Origin of the sequence: Marinobacter shengliensis, from assembly GCF_030297115.1 — a bacterium.
GTDB lineage: Bacteria > Pseudomonadota > Gammaproteobacteria > Pseudomonadales > Oleiphilaceae > Marinobacter > Marinobacter shengliensis.
In genome coordinates this window covers 2,983,399-3,005,458 of the sequence record NZ_AP028062.1, presented here as the reverse complement: position 1 = coordinate 3,005,458, position 22,060 = coordinate 2,983,399, and the positions used below count along the sequence as shown (strand labels likewise).

Below are 22,060 nucleotides of genomic sequence, written 5' to 3'. Positions count from 1 at the left end.
AAACCCATCCCTGGGGGCTTGAGCGCAGCATCCATGCTGCGCACAGTCCCGGGAAGCCATCCCCGGCAGCACCCCAAACCTGCGAGGGGTATTCTTGGGCGGAAGAGCTGCCTCATCCTGACCCTTGCACCACAACTGGAAAACAGGCGGGACGAATATGACAGAACCAGAACGCAATCATCTTTCAGGCAAAGCTCTTGAGGCTTACGACAGAATGCTGGAGCGGGTGCAAACCCGTTTGCATGAGCTTCAGGAAACCTCACTTCAGACCCTGGAGGAAGAAGTTCAGAAAGCGGTTGAGTTTGAATACGAACTGGAGGAAATGACCCGTGAGGAAGCCGACCTGCTCGGCGCCTACCTCGAGCGGGACCTGGAGCACCTGCTGAACTTTGTCGAGGAAACCGGTGAGGGGCTGAAAGAATGGTTGCAGCTGGATATCTCGTTACTGGAGCACACCCTGGCGGATCGACTGCTTTCGGTGGCCGACAAAACCCTGGTGGACACCCTGGAACTCAAACAGAAACTGGAGAACCAGGACATAAGCCACTATATCTCGGGCGAAGTGGCCACCGCCGGTATGTTCCGGTGCATGAATTGCAACCACATGGTGTGCCTGACCAAAACCAGCCACTTGCACCCTTGCGAGGCTTGCGGTTCCCATTACTTCGAGCGGGTAACCAGCCGCTGGCCACCTAAGGAGTAGGATTTTTCGGGATTACCCGTTCCCGCACAAACACGATCAGGATCACCGCCAGGGTCAGCACCGGCCATGAACCGGTCTGCATGTAGGGCGTGCTGCCGGTGGCGGGGAAGACCTCACCGGTCAGTACTGCCCGTTGGAACTGCGGAATCCTTTCGGTGATCTCGCCCTTTTCGTTGATGATCGCGGTAACGCCGTTATTCGTGCCCCTGAGCATATAGCGGCCGGTTTCCAGGGCGCGCATGCGGGCCAGTTGAAGGTGTTGCAACGGGCCAATGGAATCACCGAACCAGCCATCGTTGCTGATGGTTAACAACAAGCCGGAGTTACGGGCATTGAAGGCGACAAAGTCCGGATAGGCTACTTCGTAGCAGATGTACGGCATGATGTTGATGCCGTTTGCCACCAGTGGAGACTGGTATTTGGGCCCGGGGGTGAAGCTGCTCATGGGCAGATCGAAAAAGCCGATCAGTCCTCGCAGAACGCCCTGCAACGGCACATATTCGCCAAACGGCACCAGCTTCTGCTTGTGGTAGATGCCTTCACCGTTGCCAATGGCCATGATGCTGTTGTGGAAGGTGAAGTCGTCGATACGATCGCTGTAGCCGTACCAGGGAATGCCGGTGATCAGCGTGCTTTCATCGCCGAGCTCTTCGTGGATGTGATCAAGCACCTTGCCGGCCTGGTCCTGGGGGATCGGAATCGCGGTTTCCGGCCATAAAATAAGATCGCGTTGCCAGTGGGCCTCGGTCATGCCCAGGTACGCCACAATCTGGTCCCGCAGGAAATCCGGGTCCCATTTGATCTGTTGGGGAATGTTGCCTTGCATGGCGGCAAAGGTGACCGGCTGTTCGCTCAGGTCAGTCCAGTCGGCTTGTTTCATGGCCGGCGCGAGGAACCAGGGCAGCAGAGTGAGTACTGCGGTGACCGCTGCTGATTTGCGGTGCCCGGACAGAACAAGCCACCAGATGGCATAGGCAGACGCACCCGTGACTGCGATCCAGAAGGTGATGCCATGTACGCCTGTGAGGGGGGCCAGACCGCCAAGTGGTCCGTCCGTATGGGCAGTGCCGAGGTATAGCCAGGGAAAGCCTGTAAGTAACCAGCCCCGTAGCCAGTCTCCCAGAACCCAGATGGCCGGAAACAGGAGCAGGCGCCGGATCATGCTTTCTTTGGCCAGTTTGCCCCAGAACCAGAAGGCAAGGCCGTGGAACAGCGCCAGCCCTGCTATAAACAGGACCATCAGCAGGACAGCCACTGGCACTGAGGTGTTCCCGTGCTCGCTGATGCTGATGTAAATCCAGCTTGCGCCCGAACCGAACAGGCCAAGGCCGATAAACCATCCGGCGCGAAACAGTTTTTCCGAAGCCTGGTGGAGTGTTACCAGGACAATCAGAAAAACCGAGAGGGGGCCAAGCCACCACAAATGAAAAGGTGAAAAGGTGAGGGTCTGGAGTGCGCCGGCAATCAGCAGGATTGCCGGGCCAAACCAGGGGTGGTCAGTAAACCGCAGATTCAGAGGGCGACCAAGGCCAGGTTCATGATTCACTTCGCGTTACCTGCAACAAACGGATGACTCGGTTATCGGCGTTGGCAATAGTAAACTGCAAGCCGCCGAATTCAACCGTTTCTCCCCGTCTGGGCAGGTGACCAAACTCTTTGAGAACCAGGCCGCCAATGGTGTCGAACTCTTCCTCGTCCATCATGGTTTCGAAAAATTCGTTGAAGTCTTCGATCGGTGTGACGGCTTTCACGGCGTAGGTACCGTCGCCCCGGGCCTTGATGTGAGTTTCCTCGTCGAAGTCGTGTTCGTCTTCGATCTCGCCCACGATCTGCTCCAGCACATCCTCGATGGTGATCAGGCCGGCGGTGCCGCCGTACTCATCCACCACAATCGCCATGTGGTTGCGGTTTTCTTTGAACTCTTTGAGCAGCTGGTTCAACCGCTTGCTTTCGGGAACAAATGTTGGTGGCCGGAGGATCTCCCGGATACTGGTCCAGTTCAGTTCGTTGTTGATTGCCAGCGGGAGGAGGTCTTTTGCCAGCAGCACACCGATCACGTCGTCCTGGCTTTCGCCGATGACCGGGAAACGGCTGTGGGCGGATGACATGATTTCCGGCAGGAATTCTTTCGGATCCTGGGAGGCTTTGACGGTGATCATCTGGGAACGGGGGATCATGATCTCATCCACCCGCATGTCGATGACCTGCATGGCACCTTCGATGATGCTCATGGAATCGACGTCAATAATTTCCTGGGACTCTGCGTCCCGCAGAATCTCCAGCACGTCCTCGACGGACTCAGGCCCGCTGGAGAAGGCCTGTGATATACGCTCCAGCCAGGACTTGCCGCCCTGGCTGCGACTCGACTGATCGTCGCTCATGAGTCTGGTTCCGTTTCCTCTGCTTCATAAGGGTTAGCAAATCCAAGCTGCGCAAGCAGCCGGACTTCGAGGGCTTCCATGGCCTCGGCTTCGTTATCTTCAATATGATCGTAGCCCTGGAGGTGCAACATACCGTGCACCACCATATGGGCCCAGTGGGCGACCGGTTCTTTATGCTGTTCCTGCGCTTCCTTTTCAACAACCGGCGCGCAAATCACCAGATCTCCGGCCAATGGCACCGTTATACCCGGTGGTGCTTCAAATGGGAAGGACAAAACATTGGTGGGCTTGTCCTTGCCCCGGTACTGGTGATTCAGGTCCTGACTTTCCTCGTTACCAACAATACGGATCGTCACTTCAGACGGATCCTCGCCCAGCCATGCCTTTTCAGCCCAGACCTGGAACTGTGTTTCGTCGGGTACACCGGTGCTTTCATAAGCTACCTGGAAATCCACGGTCAGTTTGCTCATGGGTTGGTTGAGCCCCCGTCACCGAACGAGTCGTAGGCTTCCACAATGCGCTGAACCAGCGGATGGCGAACCACATCTTTTGATTCAAAGCGGGTAAAGCCAATACCGGGGACCTTGCTGAGCACGCTGGCGGCATGAATCAGCCCGGAGTTCTGCCCGCGCGGCAGGTCCACCTGGGTGGTGTCGCCGGTAATCACCGCCGTGGAGCCAAAGCCAATCCGGGTGAGGAACATTTTCATCTGCTCCCGGGTAGTGTTCTGGCTCTCGTCCAGAATGATGAACGAGTTATTCAGGGTACGGCCACGCATGAACGCCAGTGGTGCAATCTCGATCACGCTTTTCTCGATCAGTCGGGTTACCTGGTCAAAGCCGAGCATTTCATAGAGCGCGTCGTACAGAGGCCGAAGGTAAGGGTCCACTTTCTGGGCCAGGTCGCCGGGCAGAAAGCCCAGTTTCTCGCCGGCTTCCACCGCCGGGCGTACCAGCAGGATGCGTTTCACCTGTTCGTCTTTCAGTGCCTCTACCGCACAGGCCACGGCCAGCCAGGTCTTGCCGGTACCTGCCGGCCCAATGCCGAAATTGATATCGTGGGTGCGGATGTTGTGCACGTACTTTTGCTGATTCTGGCCGCGGGGTTTGGCGGTCAGCTTCGGAGTTTTGATGACGGTAATTTGGCCTTCGTCATAGGGCACGTCATCCGGCAGCCGCTCAAGGCCGGTTTCCCGGATAAACAGGTGCACGGTATCCGGTGGAATATCTTCGCTGGCTTCGGTTTCCCGGTACAGGTGCCGGATGACTTCGGTGGCGGCGGCTACATTTTCGGTGTGACCCTCCACCCGGAAGTGGTGGCCTCGGCGGCCGACTTTTACCTGCAGACGTTTTTCGATCATCTTCAGGTGTTCGTCAAACTGGCCGCACAGGGTCGCCAGCCGACGCTGGTTTACCGGGTGCAGGTCAAATTGTCTGGTGTCGTGAGTGTTCAATCTTGCTCCGTTTCGTTTTACTCCCCGGGTTTCTGCTGTTGGGGAGTAGGCTGTTCAGGCTGCAACGTTATCGGTACAGGGCGGGCAGGGCCGTCAAAAAAACGCCCGTGAATACATCCCTGTAGGGCTTCGTCGCGCCTTCCCTGGCGCTCCAGATTTTTTGACGGCCCTGCCCGCCCTGTACCTGTTTAAACAATGTGCAGGCCGAAAGGGCGAAAAACAAGTGGTTCGGATAAGCCAATCCCGGAATCACTGGTCGGTGTCGGGCTCTGGCTCGTCATTTGTCTGGCATGCCGTTGTGAAGTCTGCCGGTGACAGGGTGAGGGTGCCTCCCAAAAATCTGGAGCGCCAGGGAAGGCGCGACGAAGCCCTACAAGGACGTACTTGCGAGGCGTTTTTTGGGAGGCACCCTCACCCTGTCACCAAGCCCCCAAAACCAGAAGCCATGGGAGCCAAAGCTCAGTAAAACTCAGAACCAACAGGCACACCGCGAAGTGAGTTGGGGTAGGCCTCGACGATTTCCACGTCGATAAAGTGTCCAACCACCTCAGGATTCTCGTGGCGGAAGTTAACGATGCGGTTGTTCTCGGTGCGGCCAGCGTACTCGCCAGGGTCTTTCTTGGACAGGCCAGTCACCAGTATCCGCTGGGTAGAGCCTACCATCTTCCGGCTGATGTCCATGACGTTCTGATTCAGTCGATCCTGCAGAATGCTCAGGCGCTGTTTCTTCACCTCCATCGGCGTATCGTCCGGCAGGTCTGAGGCCGGCGTACCCGGACGGGCGCTGTAGATGAAGCTGAAGGACATGTCGAAGCCGATGTCGTTGATCAGTTTCATGGTGTCCTCAAAATCCTTATCGGTTTCACCCGGGAAGCCGATGATGAAGTCGGAGGAGAAGCTGATGTCCGGGCGGATCTTGCGCAGGCGGCGGAGTTTGGATTTGTACTCCAGCGCTGTATGGCCCCGTTTCATCGCCGCCAGGATGCGGTCGGAGCCGCTCTGTACCGGCAGGTGCAGGTGGCTGACCAGCTCCGGTACCCGCTCGTAGACGTCGATCAGGGCGTCGCTGAACTCCACCGGATGGGAGGTGGTGTAGCGGATGCGGTCGATGCCGTCGATGGTGGCGATCACTTCGATCAGTTCTGCCAGGTCCATCTGGTCGCCGTCGTGGGTGTCGCCGCGGTAGGCGTTGACGTTCTGGCCCAGCAGGTTCACTTCCCGAACGCCCTGGGCGGCCAGATGGGCCACTTCGGCGATGACATCGTCCACCGGGCGGCTGACTTCTTCGCCGCGGGTGTAGGGCACCACGCAGAAGGTGCAGTACTTGCTGCAGCCTTCCATGATGGAGACAAACGCAGAGGGGCCGTCGGCGCCGGGCTCGGGCAGGTTGTCGAACTTCTCGATTTCCGGGAAGCTGACGTCGACCACGCCTACGCCGTTACCCTTGGTGCGCACTTCGGTGATCATGTCTGGCAGGCGGTGCAGGGTTTGCGGGCCGAAGACCATGTCTACGTAAGGGGCCCGGTCGAGGATGGCCTGGCCTTCCTGGCTGGCTACGCAGCCGCCGACGCCGATGATCATATCGGGTTTTTTGCTTTTGAGACGTTTCCAGCGGCCGAGCTGGTGGAACACTTTCTCCTGGGCTTTTTCGCGGATGGAGCAGGTGTTCAGCAGCAGGATGTCGGCGTCATCCGGGTTGTCGGTCATTTCAACCGCTTCGCCGGTTTTGAGCAGGTCTGCCATGCGGGCAGAGTCGTACTCGTTCATTTGGCAGCCGTGGGTTTTGATGAACAGCTTCTTGGCCATGGGTCTCACGTAGTTTGGTGTGTTGGCGCCGGGGTGGTGTGGGGCGCTGGCAAAAATGGACTGCACATTATAACGGGGTGCTTAAACATCAACCACCGTTGTCTCGGTATTCCTCATTTGGCTCTGTGCTATTATTCGCAGCCTTTGAGTTGTGGTGCATGAAGGTCTTTGGGGGAGGCTTTCCAAAAACCGCTCCTTACGGCACATCCCTGTGGCGCTTCTGCTCCGCCATCCATGGCTCCGCAAATTTTTGGAAAGCCTCCCCCAAAGCCCTTCCCGGACCGCTGTGCCGTCATCAACAAGGCTTGGATTTTACCCATGACCCCTGAACGCCTCGCCCGAATCAAACAAGTTCTCAACACCCGTCAACCCGATCTGCGGGTGTTGACGGATCAGGTGCACAAGCCCAGAAACCTGTCGGCGATCATTCGGTCCTGCGATGCCTTTGGTCTGGCCAATATGCACGTGGTTTGGCCCAAGGAGGGTTTTCGGGCATTTCGTAAGACAGCCGGTGGCAGTTTTCACTGGGTGACGACGCATACCCATCCCACCATGGACAACGCGGTGACGGAGCTGAAAGCTCAGGGCCACAAGCTGTATGCCGCGCAGTTGTCAGACCGGGCGGTGGATTTTCGGGAGGTGGATTACACCGTGCCGTGCACGATTATCATGGGTAACGAGGTGGATGGCGTGAACCCGGTGACCGCCGAGCAGGCGGATGAGCATATTGTGATTCCGATGATGGGGATGGTGGAATCGCTGAATGTGTCCTCGGCCTGCTCGATCATTCTGTCCGAAGCCCAGCGTCAGCGGAAACTGGCGGGGATGTTTGATCAGCGGCGTATGCCGGATGACGAATACAACCGGCTTCTGTTCTGCTGGTGCCAGCCCACGGTGAAGCGGTATTGTGACGACCGCAATCTGCCGTATCCGCCCATCGACCACGAAACCGGCGAACTGATCGACGGAGTAGGCTGGATGCAGGAAGTCAGAAAAATAAGGGCCAATCGCCCCAGATGGGACGAGAAACCAGAAAACATAGAAGCAAACGAGTCCTAATGGAAACCAGCACATTTGTCATGCCGGTGCGGGGTGGGTGAATCTTTTTTCTGCCGGAAAAAGATGTCTGAGCGAAGCGAGTTGTTTTTCCAAAGAAAAAAGATTCACCCACCCCGCAACCCGCCCCAATATTCTCAGGCTAGGAAAACAACACTCAGTCCTCCCGCGCTTCCAGATACCGCTGCAACTGCTCCCGCAAAGCCTTGGGCAGTCGGGTGATGGTCAAGGCATCTTTGTCACGGTCGTAGTACACCGCCTGGTTCACCAGATCTGAAGAGAATGACACACTCATACCTCCACCAGAGCCGGCAATACGCACCAGTTTCTTGACCTTGCGATGGTCCGGGTGCAGCACGCCGGTTTCGGGCATTTCTGCGTTCTTGCTGGCGAATTCTTTGAAACGCTCGGGCTGGCTTTCGTCCAGGTAGTTGGACAGGGCCTCGATGGCTACCGGTTCGCCCAGGGCATGCTGGTCTTTGCAGAACTCGTAGGCTTTGGCACGGACTTCACCGGCTTTTTCCGGTTCGCTGGATTTGGCGAAGGCTTCCACCGCGTCCAGGAAGGTCATGGTTTCCTTTTCCACGTCCACGCTGTTGGTGAAGGCGCAAAGGCGAAGGAACAGCTCACCGGGGTCGCCGGTGCCACGGGCATGGACCACGGTCATGTAGTTGTCGCTGGAGTTCTCGTTGCGCCATTCATCCACTTCGATTCGAACCGCCAGGTTCAGGCGCGACAGGCTCAGCACATCTGTGGCGTCCAGTTTCTGGCTGCCGTCAAAACGCATGGCGCCGTCGGTTTCGAGGATGAACAGGTACACCACTTCCGAATCTGCCAGGGCGTCATGCACCACCATCAGGTGGCCGTCGAATTCCTCCTGGCTGCCGTTGAGCAGTTCCTGCCACTGGCCGAACAGGCGGTCGGTCATGGCGGCGAAGGTTTGTTTGTCTTCAAGGTAGTCTTTGAGCCAGGCGCTGAATGGGCCTTCGCCGATGTCGTCTGAGAAGCGGCCGTACTTTTTGCCGGGCTTGCTGTTGAACAGGCGCTTCATCTGCTTGTGCAGGGCTTCGTAATCGCCACCGGGCTCCTGCTGAGCCTCGCCGGCAACAAGGCGGGCGGGCTGGCCCGGCTGGTACTGGCTGGCGAAGGCGGTGCGCAGGTGTTTGATGGCCATGGTGTTCAGCTCCTGTGGTTAATCTTGGTGGAGCGGGATTGTGCCATGGTCTGGCTTTTCGGTCATTTCCCTGTTTCGAGTTTGGGGGCGGGTCGCGGGGTGGTGGTTTGTTTTTCCAAAGAAAACCATCCCCCACCCCGGCAAGCCCGCCCGCCAAGGATGGGGAATCAGTACAAGAGGCCAAACCCCAAAGTTAAACCCGCTGACTCCGAGCCAACTCCTGCAGAAGCCCCGCAACGGCAGCCGGAATATCCGCCTCCGAATCAGCTGAAACGCTGGCATTGGCAATGTCAGACCCGAGGTTTACGGCCACAGCCACCAGGCCGTGGGAGGTCAGCAGCTGGGCTACGCGGCGGCGTTCGTCGGCGTCACCGGTGTTTTCTTCAGTCACCACGACCGCCGTCTTGCCTTGGTCAAACAGCGCCCGCTCCACGGCCAGGGCCAGTTGCGGGGCCTGCTTGCCGGTGCAGGCGATGATCGCCGGCTTCTGCGCCAGGCGGCGCTCGCGCTCTTCCACTGTAACCGGGTCCAGGGAGTCCAGGCTATCGGTCAGGCCTGCAATCATGCCGGCGCCAACGGTTACGTTGGTCAGCCGGTCGATGACGATGAAGCTGCCAGTGGCGTGGTTGCGCTGGTAGGCGTCAAACGCGATGGGCTGGTTCAGGGTTAGCTCGCACAGGCCGATTTCATTCAGCTGAAGCTGGCTTGGGTTCGGGTTCTGCGCCAGGGTGTTTACGTCGGTTTGGTGATGAATGCTCTTCACCGTACCAGAGGTAAACGTGGGCCCCAGCTTGATGTCGTAGAGGCGGCCGGTTTCCAGCGGCGCGTCGGTCATCCACACAATGTTGGCATTGAACCGGTTGTGTACCTCGGGCTCGTCTTCTGCCTTTACCAGCATATCCCCGCGACTGATGTCGATTTCATCTTCCAGGGTCAGGGTGACCGCCTGGTCGATGTAGGCCTCGCTCAGGTTGCCGTCGAAGGTGACGATTTCCTTGACCTTACTGGTGCGGCGTGAGGGCAGGGCCATCACCGTGTCGCCCGGGCGAATGACGCCGGAGGCGATAGTGCCACAGAAGCCCCGGAAGTTCAGGTTGGGGCGGGTGACATATTGCACAGGGAAGCGGAAGTGTTCCAGGTTCTTGTCCCGGGAAACTTCCACGGTTTCCAAGATTTCCATCAGCGGCTGGCCGGTAAACCAGGGCGTGTTGTCGCTCTTGTTCACAACGTTGTCGCCATCCAGGGCGGAGATCGGCACAAAGCGGATATCTTTCAGGCCCAATTTGTTGGCGAACGCCAGGTAGTCTTCGCGGATCTCGTTAAAGCGATCTTCACTGAAGTCCACCAGGTCCATCTTGTTGACCGCTACCACAATGTGGCGAATACCCAGCAAGGAGGCGATGAAGGAGTGCCGGCGGGTCTGGGTCATCACGCCGTGGCGGGCATCAATCATCAGGATCGCCAGCTGTGCGGTGGAGGCGCCGGTGGCCATGTTGCGGGTGTACTGCTCATGGCCCGGGGTGTCGGCGATGATGAATTTGCGCTTGTCGGTGCTGAAGTAGCGGTAGGCCACGTCAATGGTGATGCCCTGCTCCCGCTCGGCCTGCAGGCCGTCCACCAGCAGGGCCAGGTCCAGCTTCTCACCGGTGGTGCCCATCTTGGCACTGTCAGTCTTCAGGCTTGCCATATGATCTTCGTAGATCATCTTGGTGTCGTGCAGCAGCCGGCCAATCAGCGTGCTCTTGCCGTCATCCACGCTGCCGCAGGTGAGCAGGCGCAGGAGTTCCTTGTTCTCGTGCTGCTTCAGGTAAGCCAGAATATCGTCGGCGATCAAATCAGACTGGTGTGACATATCAGAAGTACCCTTCCCGCTTTTTCTGTTCCATGGAGCCGGCTGAATCGTGGTCAATGACCCTTCCTTGCCGCTCTGAGCTGGTGGCCAGCAGCATTTCCTGGATGATGTCGGGCAGGGTGTTGGCCTCGGATTCAATGGCGCCGGTCAGCGGGTAGCAGCCCAGCGTACGGAAGCGCACTGACTTCATCATAGGCTTCTCGCCTTCTTTCAGCGGCATGCGGTCGTCGTCCACCATAATCAGGGTGCCATCGCGTTCTACCACTGGTCTCACCGCCGCGTAATACAGCGGTACGATATCGATGTTTTCAAGGTAGATGTACTGCCAGATATCCAGCTCGGTCCAGTTGGAGAGCGGGAACACACGAATACTCTCGCCTTTGTTAACCTTGCCGTTGTAGATGTTCCAGAGCTCCGGGCGCTGGTTCTTCGGGTCCCACCGGTGGTGCTCGTCGCGGAAGGAGTATACCCGCTCCTTGGCGCGGGATTTTTCCTCATCCCGGCGGGCGCCCCCGAATGCGGCGTCGAACTTGTACTTGTTCAGGGCCTGCTTCAGGGACTGGGTTTTCATGATGTCGGTGTGCTTGGCGCTGCCGTGGGTGAAGGGTCCGACACCCTGCTTCACGCCTTCTTCGTTGATGTGAACAATCAGGTCGAGGTCAAACTTCTCCGCCACGTTGTCCCGGAACGAAATCATCTCCCGGAATTTCCATGTGGTATCAACATGCAGTAACGGAAAAGGCAGCTTCCCAGGGTAGAAGGCCTTCAGGGCAAGGTGCAGCATCACGGCAGAATCTTTGCCGATGGAATAGAGCATGACCGGGTTGTCGAACTCGGCCGCCACTTCCCGGATTATGTGGATGCTTTCGGCTTCCAGCTGTTTGAGATGAGTGAGGTTGTATGTGGTCATGGTCATCCATTGCCGCAGGGGCTGTGTGATGGCTGTAAATCGGTTGACCAACTATATCAGGCGGCGGCAGGGTATAAGAAGATTTCTGGTAAGAATTTTAAGTTCTAATAATATGGCGCCGAACCCAACGTGCCGGGGACTCCGGGCGTGCTGAGCCGGTGTCGGTGGTTTCAGTGGGTGTCGTAATTCGCTGTTCGGGCGTCAGACAGCAGTTTGGCAACATAGCGGTCGATGTAATCAAACCCGTTGCCCTCAAATTCACTGAACTGGATACCTATCTGGAATTCATTTCTGGAGATGCGCCGCATATGCACGATATTGCCATCTGCAAGCACAGTGACTGGTTGCGTTGGAAGCACAGGCACGGTGAAACGGGTTTTCACGCCAATCCAGTGACCGGGGGCCGGCGCACGCATGCCGGGAATGAGCTGTTGAACAACGTCCTGATCACAGGAAATCATAACACCGGCACGTGACAGGTTAGAGACCTTGCAGGTCAGGCAGCAGCCGTCGCTTTTCTCAACAGTAATCTCGGTCGACACATCGACTCGCTGCTGATTTCTGAGATTCTGTTTAGCGGGTGCAGGTTTCATTTTAATTTTTCTGGCGCGAGTAGTATCGAACGACGTTGCCTTTCCCATAATTGCCTTCCAGAAGAACGCTTAAGCGCTTGAAATTGTAGCTGCTTAAAAAGTGATCAGCAAGGTAAGTGCGTATATTGTTGCAGCTTTATTAAAACTTTCTGAACACGGCGTCACATTTTGGTGCGTCATTTCGCGTTTATACGTGTTTTTTGGTGGCATATGTGGGAAGTGCAGAGCTGCAGATGATATCCCAGTGAGTTAAAATCGCCGCCTACACACATTTGGAGCCAGGCTCCGGGATTCCTGCGGAACTTTATGACCGAGAAAATACAAGACACTGCTCAGGGCGGAAAAGTTGGCTTTATCAGCCTGGGGTGCCCCAAAGCCCTGGTAGACTCAGAGCGTATCCTGACTCAATTGCGGCTGGATGGTTACGAGGTCGTGCCCACCTACAACGATGCCGACATTGTGGTGGTTAACACCTGTGGTTTTATCGATGCGGCCAAGCAGGAATCCCTGGATGCCATCGGCGAAGCCATCAGCGAAAACGGCAAGGTGATTGTGACCGGTTGTATGGGCGTGGAAGCGGAGAAGATTCGCGAGACCCATCCAGGTGTGCTGGCGGTCTCTGGTCCTCAGGCCTATGAAGAAGTTGTGGGAGCGGTACACCAGTATGTACCGCCGAAGAAAGACCACGACCCATTCGTGGATCTGGTACCCCCGCAGGGCATCAAGCTTACGCCAAGGCACTATGCCTACCTGAAGATATCCGAAGGCTGTAACCACAGCTGTACCTTCTGCATCATCCCGGACATGCGCGGCAAACTGGTTAGTCGCCCGATCGGTGATGTGATGGATGAGGCGAAACGACTGGTAGACGCTGGCGTTAAAGAGCTGCTGGTGATCTCCCAGGACACCTCCGCCTACGGTGTGGATATCAAATACCGCACCGGTTTCTGGCAGGGCCGCCCGGTGAAAACCAAGATGCAGTCCCTATGTGAGGCTCTGGGTGAGATGGGCGTATGGGTTCGCTTGCACTACGTCTATCCGTACCCCCATGTGGACGACATCATCCCGCTGATGGCTGAAGGCAAGATCCTGCCGTACCTGGACATCCCGTTCCAGCACGCCAGCCCGAAAGTGCTCAAGGCTATGAAACGCCCGGCCCACGACAGCAAGACCCTGGAGCGCATCAAGACCTGGCGTGAAATCTGTCCGGAACTGACCATTCGCTCGACCTTTATTGTCGGCTTCCCCGGTGAAACCGAGGAAGATTTTCAGTACCTGCTGGACTGGCTGGATGAGGCGCAACTGGACCGCGTGGGTGCCTTTACCTACAGTCCGGTTGAAGGCGCCAGGGCGAATGAGCTGGAGGGTGCTGTGCCGGAAGAGGTCAAGGAAGAGCGGCTGGCCCGATTTATGGCGAAACAGGCGGAGATTTCAGCTGCCCGCTTGCAGGCGAAAATCGGCAGGACGATTGACGTGCTCATCGACGAGGTTGATGAAGAGGGTGCGATTGGTCGTTCGAAGGCGGATGCGCCGGAGATTGATGGCATGGTTTACCTGAACGACGAAACCGACCTGGTTCCCGGCCAGGTTGTACAGGCTGTTGTGGAGCACGCTGACGAGCATGACCTTTGGGCTCGCTTGGTCTGACTTCTGTCGCGGTTTTTGGGCTTCGGCCCCAGCCTGCTGGATGTTGGTGGCTGGGGCTTGGCGAGGGACTTCTCCCAAAAAACGCCCGTGAATACGTCCCTGTAGGGCTTCGTCGCGCCTTCCCTGGCGCTCCAGATTTTTGGGAGAAGTCCCTCGCCAAGCCCTCGATCCAACATGCGGTGGGGTAGTCATAAATAAACCGACCCCTCCCCAAACTCAACAGGCTAGGGCCGAAACAAAAACGGCCCACACCAAAGCCAAAACTTAACCACCAAGCTTTCGAACAAGAATCTCGTTGAACAGTTTGGGGTTGCCTTGGCCCTTGGACGCTTTCATCAAAGGCCCCATGAAACCGCCAAGCATCTTCTTGCGCTTCTTAGGATCTTCCTCGCCCTGGTACTGGGCCACCTGATCCGGCATGCCGGCCAGTACCTCGTCGACCATGGCTTCCAGGGCGCCGGTGTCGGAGACCTGCTTCAGCCCCTTGGCGTCGATGATCGCATCCACGTCATGGTTCTCACCTGACCACAAGGCTTCGAACACCTTCTTCGCACCAGCTGAAGAAACCGTGTTGTCGGCAATGCGGGTGACCAGTGCGCCCAGTTGTGCGCCTGAAATCGGAGCTTCGGCCACGGATTTCTCGTCGGCATTCAGGCGGGCGGAGAATTCGCCCTGAATCCAGTTGGCGGCCAGCTTGGCGTCTTTGCCGTGCTCCACGGTTTCTTCGAAGAACGCAGACAGCTTGGCGTCGCCAGACAGCACGCCGGCGTCGTAGTCGTTCAGACCGTATTGCTCCTTGAAGCGGGCCTTGCGGGCGTCGGGCAGTTCCGGCAGGCGGGCGCGGGCGTCTTCGATGAAGGCGTCATCGATTTCCACCGGCAACAGGTCAGGGCAGGGGAAGTAGCGGTAGTCGTTGGCTTCTTCCTTGGTGCGCATGGACCGGGACTCGTCCCGGTCGCCGTTGTACAGGCGGGTTTCCTGCACAATGCGGCCGCCATCCTCCAGGATATCCATCTGCCGCTCTACTTCATGGGCGATGGCCTGCTCCATGAACCGGAAGGAGTTCAGGTTCTTGGTTTCGGTGCGGGTGCCCAGAGTGTCAGAGCCTTTCGGCTTCAGGGAGATGTTCACATCAAAGCGCATGGAGCCCTGGGACATATCGCCATCACAGATCCCCAGCGAAGTCACCAGGCTATGGAGCTTCTTGGCGAAGGCTACGGCTTCGTCGGCGCTGTTCATGTCAGGCTCTGTCACCACCTCGATCAGCGGCGTGCCGGCCCGGTTCAGGTCAATGCCGGACATGCCGTGGTAATCCTCGTGCAGGGATTTACCGGCGTCTTCTTCCAGGTGCGCGTGGTGAATGCGTACCCGTTTGGTGCTGCCGTCGGCCAGGTCGATGTCCACATAGCCGGGGCCGACAATCGGCTGGGCCAGCTGGGTGGTCTGGTAGCCCTTTGGCAGATCCGGGTAGAAGTAGTTTTTGCGCTCGAAGACCGAGCGGCGGCCGATTTCGGCTTTGGTGGCCAGGCCGAACATCACCGCATAACGGAAGGCCTGCTCATTGGGTACCGGCAGGGTACCGGGCATGGCCAGGTCAACGGCGTTGGCCTGGGTGTTGGGCTCGGCACCGTAGGCGGTGCTGGAGCCGGAGAAAATCTTGGTCTGGGTGGCGAGCTGAACGTGAATTTCCAGCCCGATCACGATATCCCACTGCATGTGTTCGTCTCCTAATCCGGGCTTATTGGGGTTCACGCTGGTGCCAGTCAGTCACCTGCTGGAACTGATGGGCGGCGTTCAGCAAGCGGGCCTCGGAGAAGTAATCCCCGATGATCTGCAGCCCCACCGGTAAGCCGTCGACAAACCCTGCCGGAACCGACATGGCCGGAATGCCTGCCAGGTTGATGGCGATGGTGAACACGTCTTCCAGGTACATGGACACCGGGTCGGTGTTCTTCTCGCCCTGCCTGAACGCAGGTGTCGGAGACACCGGGCTCATCAGCACGTCCACTTCCTTAAACGCATTGATGAAGTCCTGCTGGATCAGACGGCGAACCTTCTGGGCCTTCAGGTAATAGGCATCAAAGTAACCAGCGGACAGGGCGTAGGTCCCCACCAGAATCCGGCGCTTCACCTCATTCCCGAAACCTTCCGCCCGGGTGCGGGTGTACATATCCATCAGGTCTTTCGGATCGTCGCAGCGGTAGCCATAACGCACACCGTCAAACCGGGACAGGTTGGCAGAAGCCTCCGCCGGAGCGATCACATAATAAGCAGCAATGGCCAGCCTCGCGTTGGGCAGTGACACTTCTTTTACCGTCGCGCCCAGCTTTTCATACTCGCGAATCGCGTTGCGAACCTGCTCTTCCATGGCCGGAGACAGCTGGTCGCTGAAGTATTCCTTCGGCAGGCCAATCTTCAGGCCTTTCAGCGGCTCGTTCAGGGTGGCGGTGTAATCCGGAACTTCCCGGTCGATGCCGGTGGAATCCTTCGGATCGTGCCCCGCCATCACATTCAACATCAGCGCCGCATCTTCGGCGGTGCGCGCCATCGGCCCGCCCTGGTCCAGAGAGGAAGCAAAGGCAATCATTCCATAGCGAGACACCCGGCCGTAAGTCGGCTTCAGGCCAGTAATGCCGCACAGGGCCGCCGGCTGGCGGATAGAACCACCGGTATCCGTACCCGTCGCCGCCGGCACCAGCCGCGCCGCCACGGCAGCGGCAGAACCACCGGAAGAACCACCCGGCACCCGTTTGTCACCGCTGGCCAGGCCCCAGGGGTTGGTCACCGCGCCGTAGAAACTGGACTCGTTAGACGAGCCCATGGCGAACTCATCCATATTGGTCTTGCCCAGACACACTGCGCCGGCCGCCTTGAAGTTCGCCGTCACTGTGGCGTCGTAGGGTGGCACAAAGTTCTCCAGCATCCTTGAGCCGCAGGTAGTGCGAATGCCGTTAGTACAGAAAATATCCTTGTGAGCAAAGGGCACCCCGGTCCACACCGTGGCCTTACCCGCCGCCCGCATCTCATCCGCCGCTTTCGCCTCGGCCAATGCCTGCTCGTCGGAGATGGTAATAAAGCTGTTGTACTTGCCGTCTTCCTGTTTCAGACGGTCGAGGAACTGCTGAGTCAGCTCCACACTGGAAATCTTGCCGCTCTCCAGTTCCCTGGAAAGTTCTGCTACGGATTTGTTATGCATCATCAATCCCGAAATATGTGATCGTCAGACAACCTGCCGGTTACACGGAAATGTCAGTGGCCCGAAAACTCACTCAATGACCTTGGGTACCAGGTACAACCCATCCTCGGTCGCCGGCGCAATTGCCTGAAACGCCTCCCGCTGATTGGTCTCGGTAACCACATCCGGCCGCAGCTTCTGTACGGCATCCAGTGGATGCGCCATCGGCTCCACGGAATCGGTATCCGCTGCACTCAACTGATCCACCAGATCCAGGATATTGCCCAGATCCTTCTCCAGAGCCGAAACCTGCTCGCCGTCCACCTTGATGCGGGCGAGCACGGCAACTTTCTCGATGTCCTCGCGGGAAATGCTCACGTTGCCTCCATTAAAGCGTGTGTGAAAACAATTTAATCCTAAAGAGCCCGAACGACTCTAACTGGCTGATTTTGGCGCTTTTCAGCTGTCCGGGGATGCCTTGGGGAGGGGCTTTCCAAAAATCTGCGGAGCCATGGATGGCGGAGCCGAAGCGCCACAGGGATGTGCCAAAGGAGCGTTTTTTGGAAAGCCCCTCCCCAAGGCATCCTTGCACCCAGAGAAAACAAGCCCGACATATTAGCAGAATCACAACCAAGATTGGCCCCGAAACAGTACCGAAAATGTGAGAATGGTAAGCTGAGAGCCCTGATGTTGCCTTGCCTGAGAATGGCCTCACTGCTAAAGTTGCGTGATTCTTCTACATCCGCAACCGCAACTCTCAGGTTGAAACAACACGAATGTTAATCAAAAGACTCCGAGGCATCTTCTCAAGCGACCTGTCCATCGACCTGGGCACCGCCAACACCCTAATCTACGTGCGTGAACGCGGAATCGTACTCAACGAACCCTCCGTTGTTGCCATCCGCACCAGCGGCTCCCAGAAAATGGTGGCTGCTGTGGGTTCCGAAGCCAAGCGCATGCTCGGTCGTACCCCCGGCAACATAACCGCCATCCGCCCAATGAAAGACGGTGTGATTGCGGATTTCGTTGTTACCGAAAAAATGCTCCAGCACTTCATTCATAAAGTGCACGAAAACAGTTTTATTACTCCCAGCCCCCGCGTACTGGTGTGTGTGCCCAGCAAGTCCACACAGGTGGAGCGCAAGGCCATCCGTGAGTCTGCCCTGGGCGCGGGTGCCCGTGAAGTGTTCCTGATTGAAGAGCCCATGGCCGCGGCCATTGGTGCAGGCCTGCCGGTTGAAGAAGCCAGCGGCTCCATGATTGTCGATATCGGTGGTGGGACTACGGAAATCGCCATTATTTCCCTGAACGGCATCGTTTACGCTGAATCGGTGCGGGTTGGCGGCGACAAGTTCGACGAAGCCATAGTTACCTATGTGCGCCGCAACTATGGCAGCCTGATCGGCGATTCCACCGCCGAGCGGATCAAACATGAAATCGGTTGCGCCTATGAAGGCCTGGATATCCGCGAGATTGATGTGCGTGGTCGCAACCTGGCAGAAGGTGTGCCCCGTGCGTTCACCCTGAACAGCGAAGAGATTCTCGACGCGTTGCAGGAATCACTTGCCCAGATCGTGCAAACCGTCAAAAGCGCGCTTGAGCAGTCTCCACCTGAGCTGGCGTCTGATATCGCTGAGCGCGGAATCGTGCTTACCGGTGGTGGTGCACTTCTGCGAGGCCTCGACAAACTTATCAGTGAAGAAACCGGTCTGCCGGTGATCATCGCCGAAGACCCCCTGACCTGTGTTGCCCGTGGTGGCGGCAAGGCGCTGGAAGTCATTGATCGCGGTGGCATCGGAATGTTCTCCCAGGAGGGTTAATCCCGTGGGAGGGCTAAGCCATTAAAACCATCTTTGTCCAGGGGCCGGTACCCGGCTTCAGACTCTTTCTTGTGATTCTGGTATCGGCAGCGTTGATCGCTGCCGATGCCCGTTTTGACAAGCTCACACCTGTTCGCAGTACTCTCGCCACCGGCCTGGCTCCGGTATACTGGCTGGGTAATGCCCCCTACCGATTCAGTGACTGGTTCTCCGGGCTCTTTGTCAGCCGTGAAGACCTCCAGAGTGAAAACGAAGAACTCAAGGCCCGAATGCTGATACTCGAGCGGCGTGCGCTGAAATATGCGGCGTTGGCGTCAGAGAATAACGAGTTGCGCCGGCTGCTTAACTCCTCTGAAGTGTTGGATGACCGGGTGATCGTGGGCGAAGTGGTGGGTGTCTCGCCCGATCCGTTTTCCCACGAGATCATCATCAACAAAGGCCATAGCGACGGTGTGACCACCGGGCAGGCTGTACTGGATGCCGAAGGTTTGATGGGGCAGATAGTGCAGACCAGCCAGTTCACCTCCCGTGTGTTGCTGGTGTCGGACAGTAGCCATGCGGTGCCCGTCGAAGTGGTCAGAAATGGCTTGCGTTCGGTGTTATTGGGCAATGGTGAAGTCAATCAGCTGGATCTGGTGCATGTGCCGGATACTGCCGATATACGGGAAGGCGATACCCTGGTCAGCTCCGGCCTTGGTGGCCGTTTCCCCCGGGGCTATCCGGTGGCTGAGGTCAGCCAGATCACCAAGGAACCAGGGGAACCCTTCGTGACGATTCGGGCCAGGCCCATGGCCAGACTGAACCAGAGCCGGCTTGTGCTGGTGGTGTTTCAGCCTGAGTCCCGGGAGCGCCGCGAGTCTGCGGAACCGCAGACCACGGAAGAGGAGGCCAACTGATGCTGTCGGTCATTAGCTACCCGCTGTTTTTCGTGACCGTTGTGCTTGCGCTGGTGTTAAGTATATCCCTGTTCCCGGTAGGCTGGTTTGAATTCCGTCCGGAATGGCTGGGTTTGGTGGTTTTTTACTGGACCTTCCGTGCACCGGCGCAGTTTGGGATTCTGATGGCCTGGTGTCTCGGGCTATTACTGGATGTGCTTGAGGCCACCCCCCTGGGCACCAATGCGCTGGGTATGGCACTCATTGCTTTCCTGGTGCTGACCATCCATCAGCGCTTGAGAATGTACCCGCTACCGCAACAATGCCTTATGGTCTTCCTGTTGTTGGGCATCAACCAGATGCTGGTGCACTTCATCAAACAACTGCTGGGCGCCGATACGGCGGGGTTCAGTTACCTGTGGCCAGCATTAACCAGCGCGGTCGCCTGGCCCTTTGTCAGTGGCCTGCTGGACCGCCTGAACCGGAAGCTGGGCTAGCACCATGAAGACACTGATTCTTGCATCCGCCTCTCCTCGCCGGGCTGAGCTGTTACAGCAAATCGGGCTGACGTTCCAGGTGCAGCCCGCGGATATTGATGAAACCGTGGCCGAGGGTGAGTCGGCGGAGCATTATGTGGAACGCCTGGCTCGTGAGAAGGCGTTAAGAGTGGCCGGTGAGAATCCTGACGCACTGGTTCTGGGCTCGGATACCTCGGTGGTCTTGCAAGGTGAGATTCTGGGGAAACCGGTCGATGCGGCGGAGGCAAAAGCCACACTGGCCCGGTTGTCTGGCCAGCAACACCAGGTGATGACGGCGGTGGCGCTGGCGCGGGGAGAGGTCTGCCAATCGCACCTGTCGGTCACCAACGTGACCTTTCGAAGCCTTTCCGAGGCCGAGATCCGGGCCTATGTTGATAGTGGCGAGCCCATGGATAAGGCCGGTAGCTACGGCATTCAGGGCCTGGGTGGTATCTTTGTCCAGGAATTGCAGGGCAGCTATAGCGCGGTGGTGGGTTTGCCCCTCCTGGAAACCGCCGGGTTGTTGGCAGAGGCCGGTTTTCCGGTCTGGCAGAACTGGCCGAGTTGTAAGGAGAGCCAAACATGAGCGAAGAAATTCTCATCAACGTTACGCCGGTGGAAACCCGGGTGGCGTTGGTCGAAAACGGCATGCTTCAGGAAGCTTACATCGAGCGGACCAGCCGCAAGGGTATTGTTGGCAATATCTACAAGGGTAAGGTGGTTCGAGTGTTGCCGGGAATGGAAGCGGCGTTTGTGGATATTGGCCTGGAGCGGGCCGCATTCATACACGCCTCGGATGTTGCCTGCAGTCAGTCCGGGCCGGAGGAGCCTTCGGATGGCCCGAAAACCGTGCCGGATATCCGCACCCTGTTGCGTGAGGGGCAATCGCTCGTGGTTCAGGTCACCAAGGACCCCATCGGCACCAAGGGAGCCAGGTTGACGACCCAGCTTTCTATTCCTTCCCGGTACCTGGTGTTTATGCCGGGGGTCAGCCATATTGGTATTTCCCAGCGGATTGAGGACGACAACGAGCGCACTCGGCTGAAGACCCTGATTGAAGAGGCGGCTGAACAGAGCGACGACGTTCAGGGTGGCTATATTATCCGCACGGCAGCGGAAGCGGCGGCGGCTGAAGACCTGATCGCCGATATGGCCTACCTGCATCGGCTTAGCCAGTCCATACAGGATCGGATTGGTAGCGCGCCCGCACCGTCCGTGGTCTACCAGGACCTGCCATTGTTCATTCGCACCATTCGGGATCTAATCCGGCCGCAGACAGAAAAAGTGCGCATCGACAGCCGGGAAAGCTACCAGCGGGTAATAGAGTTTGTGCAGGAGTTCGTCACGGAATTCGCCGACAAGGTTGAATACTATCCCGGTGAGCGGCCGATTTTTGATCTGTATTCGGTCGAGGATGAGATCCAGAAGGCCCTTAGCCGCAAGGTGCAGCTGAAATCCGGTGGTTACGTCATCATCGACCAGACCGAAGCGATGACCACCATTGATATCAATACCGGCGCGTTTGTCGGCCACCGGAATCTGGAAGAAACCATCTTCAAGACCAACCTGGAGGCCGCCCGTGCCATCAGCCGGCAGCTGAGGCTCAGAAACCTCGGTGGTATCATCATCATAGACTTTATCGATATGGACGACCCGGAGCACCAGCGCCAGGTACACAGGATGCTGGAGAAGATGCTCGAGCGGGATCATGCCAAAACCAAGATCACCGGTGTCTCGGAACTTGGCCTGGTGGAGATGACCCGAAAACGCACCACAGAAAGCCTTGGGCAGGTGCTGTGCGAGCCTTGCCCGATCTGCGATGGACGGGGCTTCCTGAAAACGGCAGAGACCGTCTGCTATGAGATTTTCCGCGAGATTCTCCGGGTGAACCGGGCCTATGAAGCTGAGAACTATCTGGTGATGGCGTCACAGAAAGTGGTTGATCGTCTGCTCGACGAGGAATCCGACAATGTCGCAGACCTCGAGACCTTTATCAGTAAGACCATACGCTTCCAGGTAGAACCCTTCTACAGTCAGGAACAGTACGATGTGGTCCTGCTCTGACGCCCGCTGAACCGGGCTGTCGAAGGAGTATCG

The 22,060-nt window shown here is 57.6% G+C and carries 20 protein-coding genes; 8 read left to right on the top strand and 12 right to left on the bottom strand.

Annotated elements, in window-relative coordinates; translation table 11 throughout:
* Positions 1-157 precede the first annotated feature (157 nt).
* Positions 158-703 (top strand): zinc ribbon-containing protein, encoded by a 546-nt coding sequence (locus tag QUE75_RS13740; RefSeq protein WP_061331555.1) that lies wholly within the window; start codon positions 158-160, stop codon positions 701-703.
* Here QUE75_RS13740 and lnt read toward each other — a convergent pair.
* The 5 genes from lnt to miaB form a co-directional block, all read right to left on the bottom strand.
* Positions 693-2,219: an apolipoprotein N-acyltransferase gene (lnt, locus tag QUE75_RS13735; protein WP_396631715.1), complete on the bottom strand. Its 1,527-nt coding sequence runs from the start codon at positions 2,217-2,219 to the stop codon at positions 693-695. The two genes, QUE75_RS13740 and lnt, sit on opposite strands and share 11 nt — an antisense overlap.
* A 19-nt stretch (positions 2,220-2,238) precedes the next feature.
* Positions 2,239-3,084, bottom strand: a complete 846-nt coding sequence (locus QUE75_RS13730) for an HlyC/CorC family transporter (protein ID WP_106695002.1) — start codon at positions 3,082-3,084, stop codon at positions 2,239-2,241.
* Positions 3,081-3,554, bottom strand: a complete 474-nt coding sequence (gene ybeY / locus QUE75_RS13725; RefSeq protein ID WP_061331553.1) for an rRNA maturation RNase YbeY — start codon at positions 3,552-3,554, stop codon at positions 3,081-3,083. Before ybeY ends, QUE75_RS13730 begins: the two co-directional genes overlap by 4 nt.
* Entirely contained in the window at positions 3,551-4,537 is a 987-nt protein-coding gene (locus QUE75_RS13720) for a PhoH family protein (RefSeq protein ID WP_106695003.1), read from the bottom strand. Before QUE75_RS13720 ends, ybeY begins: the two co-directional genes overlap by 4 nt.
* A 459-nt stretch (positions 4,538-4,996) precedes the next feature.
* Positions 4,997-6,343, bottom strand: coding sequence for a tRNA (N6-isopentenyl adenosine(37)-C2)-methylthiotransferase MiaB (gene miaB / locus QUE75_RS13715; protein ID WP_286250999.1), 1,347 nt, complete (start codon positions 6,341-6,343; stop codon positions 4,997-4,999).
* 318 nt (positions 6,344-6,661) lie between these two features.
* On the opposite strand from miaB, the gene trmH reads away from it, so the two are divergent.
* Positions 6,662-7,402 carry a tRNA (guanosine(18)-2'-O)-methyltransferase TrmH gene (trmH, locus tag QUE75_RS13710; RefSeq protein ID WP_286250997.1) on the top strand — a complete coding sequence of 247 codons (741 nt, stop codon included), beginning with the start codon at positions 6,662-6,664 and terminating at the stop codon, positions 7,400-7,402.
* A 154-nt stretch (positions 7,403-7,556) separates the two neighbouring features.
* On the opposite strand, the gene QUE75_RS13705 is transcribed toward trmH, so the two are convergent.
* The 4 genes from QUE75_RS13705 to QUE75_RS13690 form a co-directional block, all read right to left on the bottom strand.
* On the bottom strand, positions 7,557-8,573 hold the full coding sequence (locus tag QUE75_RS13705) for a nucleoid-associated protein (protein ID WP_286250995.1): 1,017 nt from the start codon (positions 8,571-8,573) through the stop codon (positions 7,557-7,559).
* A gap of 193 nt (positions 8,574-8,766) precedes the next feature.
* Positions 8,767-10,425, bottom strand: coding sequence for a sulfate adenylyltransferase subunit CysN (gene cysN / locus QUE75_RS13700; RefSeq protein ID WP_286250993.1), 1,659 nt, complete (start codon positions 10,423-10,425; stop codon positions 8,767-8,769).
* 1 nt (position 10,426) lies between these two features.
* Positions 10,427-11,341: a sulfate adenylyltransferase subunit CysD gene (gene cysD / locus QUE75_RS13695; RefSeq protein ID WP_286250991.1), complete on the bottom strand. Its 915-nt coding sequence runs from the start codon at positions 11,339-11,341 to the stop codon at positions 10,427-10,429.
* Positions 11,342-11,505: 164 nt separating this feature from the next.
* Entirely contained in the window at positions 11,506-11,928 is a 423-nt protein-coding gene (locus QUE75_RS13690; protein ID WP_061331542.1) for a PilZ domain-containing protein, read from the bottom strand.
* 306 nt (positions 11,929-12,234) lie between these two features.
* Here QUE75_RS13690 and rimO point away from each other — a divergent pair, with 306 nt between their 5' ends.
* Entirely contained in the window at positions 12,235-13,575 is a 1,341-nt protein-coding gene (gene rimO / locus QUE75_RS13685) for a 30S ribosomal protein S12 methylthiotransferase RimO (RefSeq protein ID WP_286250989.1), read from the top strand.
* 264 nt (positions 13,576-13,839) lie between these two features.
* On the opposite strand, the gene gatB is transcribed toward rimO, so the two are convergent.
* The 3 genes from gatB to gatC form a co-directional block, all read right to left on the bottom strand.
* Positions 13,840-15,291, bottom strand: coding sequence for an Asp-tRNA(Asn)/Glu-tRNA(Gln) amidotransferase subunit GatB (gene gatB, locus QUE75_RS13680; protein ID WP_286250986.1), 1,452 nt, complete (start codon positions 15,289-15,291; stop codon positions 13,840-13,842).
* A gap of 22 nt (positions 15,292-15,313) precedes the next feature.
* Entirely contained in the window at positions 15,314-16,771 is a 1,458-nt protein-coding gene (gene gatA, locus QUE75_RS13675) for an Asp-tRNA(Asn)/Glu-tRNA(Gln) amidotransferase subunit GatA (RefSeq protein WP_286250984.1), read from the bottom strand.
* Between the two features lie 69 nt (positions 16,772-16,840).
* Positions 16,841-17,128 (bottom strand): Asp-tRNA(Asn)/Glu-tRNA(Gln) amidotransferase subunit GatC, encoded by a 288-nt coding sequence (gene gatC / locus QUE75_RS13670; RefSeq protein ID WP_058092033.1) that lies wholly within the window; start codon positions 17,126-17,128, stop codon positions 16,841-16,843.
* A gap of 398 nt (positions 17,129-17,526) precedes the next feature.
* On the opposite strand from gatC, the gene QUE75_RS13665 reads away from it, so the two are divergent.
* The 5 genes from QUE75_RS13665 to rng all read left to right on the top strand — a co-directional run bounded on the left by QUE75_RS13665 (position 17,527) and on the right by rng (position 22,027).
* Entirely contained in the window at positions 17,527-18,570 is a 1,044-nt protein-coding gene (locus QUE75_RS13665; RefSeq protein ID WP_058092032.1) for a rod shape-determining protein, read from the top strand.
* A gap of 71 nt (positions 18,571-18,641) precedes the next feature.
* Complete coding sequence (gene mreC / locus QUE75_RS13660) at positions 18,642-19,466, top strand: rod shape-determining protein MreC (RefSeq protein WP_286250979.1); 825 nt, start codon at positions 18,642-18,644, stop codon at positions 19,464-19,466.
* Positions 19,466-19,942, top strand: a complete 477-nt coding sequence (gene mreD / locus QUE75_RS13655) for a rod shape-determining protein MreD (protein ID WP_072676720.1) — start codon at positions 19,466-19,468, stop codon at positions 19,940-19,942. The genes mreC and mreD overlap by 1 nt, the downstream gene beginning before the upstream one ends.
* A gap of 4 nt (positions 19,943-19,946) precedes the next feature.
* Positions 19,947-20,549 (top strand): Maf family protein, encoded by a 603-nt coding sequence (locus tag QUE75_RS13650; protein ID WP_286250976.1) that lies wholly within the window; start codon positions 19,947-19,949, stop codon positions 20,547-20,549.
* A complete protein-coding gene (rng, locus tag QUE75_RS13645) occupies positions 20,546-22,027 on the top strand; it encodes a ribonuclease G (protein WP_061331537.1) in 1,482 nt (493 codons plus the stop codon). Before QUE75_RS13650 ends, rng begins: the two co-directional genes overlap by 4 nt.
* Positions 22,028-22,060: the final 33 nt, after the last annotated feature.

What these genes read in the sequence shown, in the direction of transcription:
- QUE75_RS13705 (WP_286250995.1), bottom strand. Translation starts at nt 8,573, where the DNA reads ATGGCCATCAAACACCTGCGCACCGCCTTCGCCAGCCAGTACCAGCCG.
- QUE75_RS13690 (WP_061331542.1), bottom strand. Translation starts at nt 11,928, where the DNA reads ATGAAACCTGCACCCGCTAAACAGAATCTCAGAAATCAGCAGCGAGTC.
- gatB (WP_286250986.1), bottom strand. Translation starts at nt 15,291, where the DNA reads ATGCAGTGGGATATCGTGATCGGGCTGGAAATTCACGTTCAGCTCGCC.
- ybeY (WP_061331553.1), bottom strand. Translation starts at nt 3,554, where the DNA reads ATGAGCAAACTGACCGTGGATTTCCAGGTAGCTTATGAAAGCACCGGT.
- cysD (WP_286250991.1), bottom strand. Translation starts at nt 11,341, where the DNA reads ATGACCATGACCACATACAACCTCACTCATCTCAAACAGCTGGAAGCC.
- QUE75_RS13730 (WP_106695002.1), bottom strand. Translation starts at nt 3,084, where the DNA reads ATGAGCGACGATCAGTCGAGTCGCAGCCAGGGCGGCAAGTCCTGGCTG.
- QUE75_RS13665 (WP_058092032.1), top strand. Translation starts at nt 17,527, where the DNA reads ATGTTAATCAAAAGACTCCGAGGCATCTTCTCAAGCGACCTGTCCATC.
- mreD (WP_072676720.1), top strand. Translation starts at nt 19,466, where the DNA reads ATGCTGTCGGTCATTAGCTACCCGCTGTTTTTCGTGACCGTTGTGCTT.
- QUE75_RS13650 (WP_286250976.1), top strand. Translation starts at nt 19,947, where the DNA reads ATGAAGACACTGATTCTTGCATCCGCCTCTCCTCGCCGGGCTGAGCTG.
- miaB (WP_286250999.1), bottom strand. Translation starts at nt 6,343, where the DNA reads ATGGCCAAGAAGCTGTTCATCAAAACCCACGGCTGCCAAATGAACGAG.
- rimO (WP_286250989.1), top strand. Translation starts at nt 12,235, where the DNA reads ATGACCGAGAAAATACAAGACACTGCTCAGGGCGGAAAAGTTGGCTTT.
- rng (WP_061331537.1), top strand. Translation starts at nt 20,546, where the DNA reads ATGAGCGAAGAAATTCTCATCAACGTTACGCCGGTGGAAACCCGGGTG.
- trmH (WP_286250997.1), top strand. Translation starts at nt 6,662, where the DNA reads ATGACCCCTGAACGCCTCGCCCGAATCAAACAAGTTCTCAACACCCGT.
- QUE75_RS13740 (WP_061331555.1), top strand. Translation starts at nt 158, where the DNA reads ATGACAGAACCAGAACGCAATCATCTTTCAGGCAAAGCTCTTGAGGCT.
- cysN (WP_286250993.1), bottom strand. Translation starts at nt 10,425, where the DNA reads ATGTCACACCAGTCTGATTTGATCGCCGACGATATTCTGGCTTACCTG.
- gatA (WP_286250984.1), bottom strand. Translation starts at nt 16,771, where the DNA reads ATGCATAACAAATCCGTAGCAGAACTTTCCAGGGAACTGGAGAGCGGC.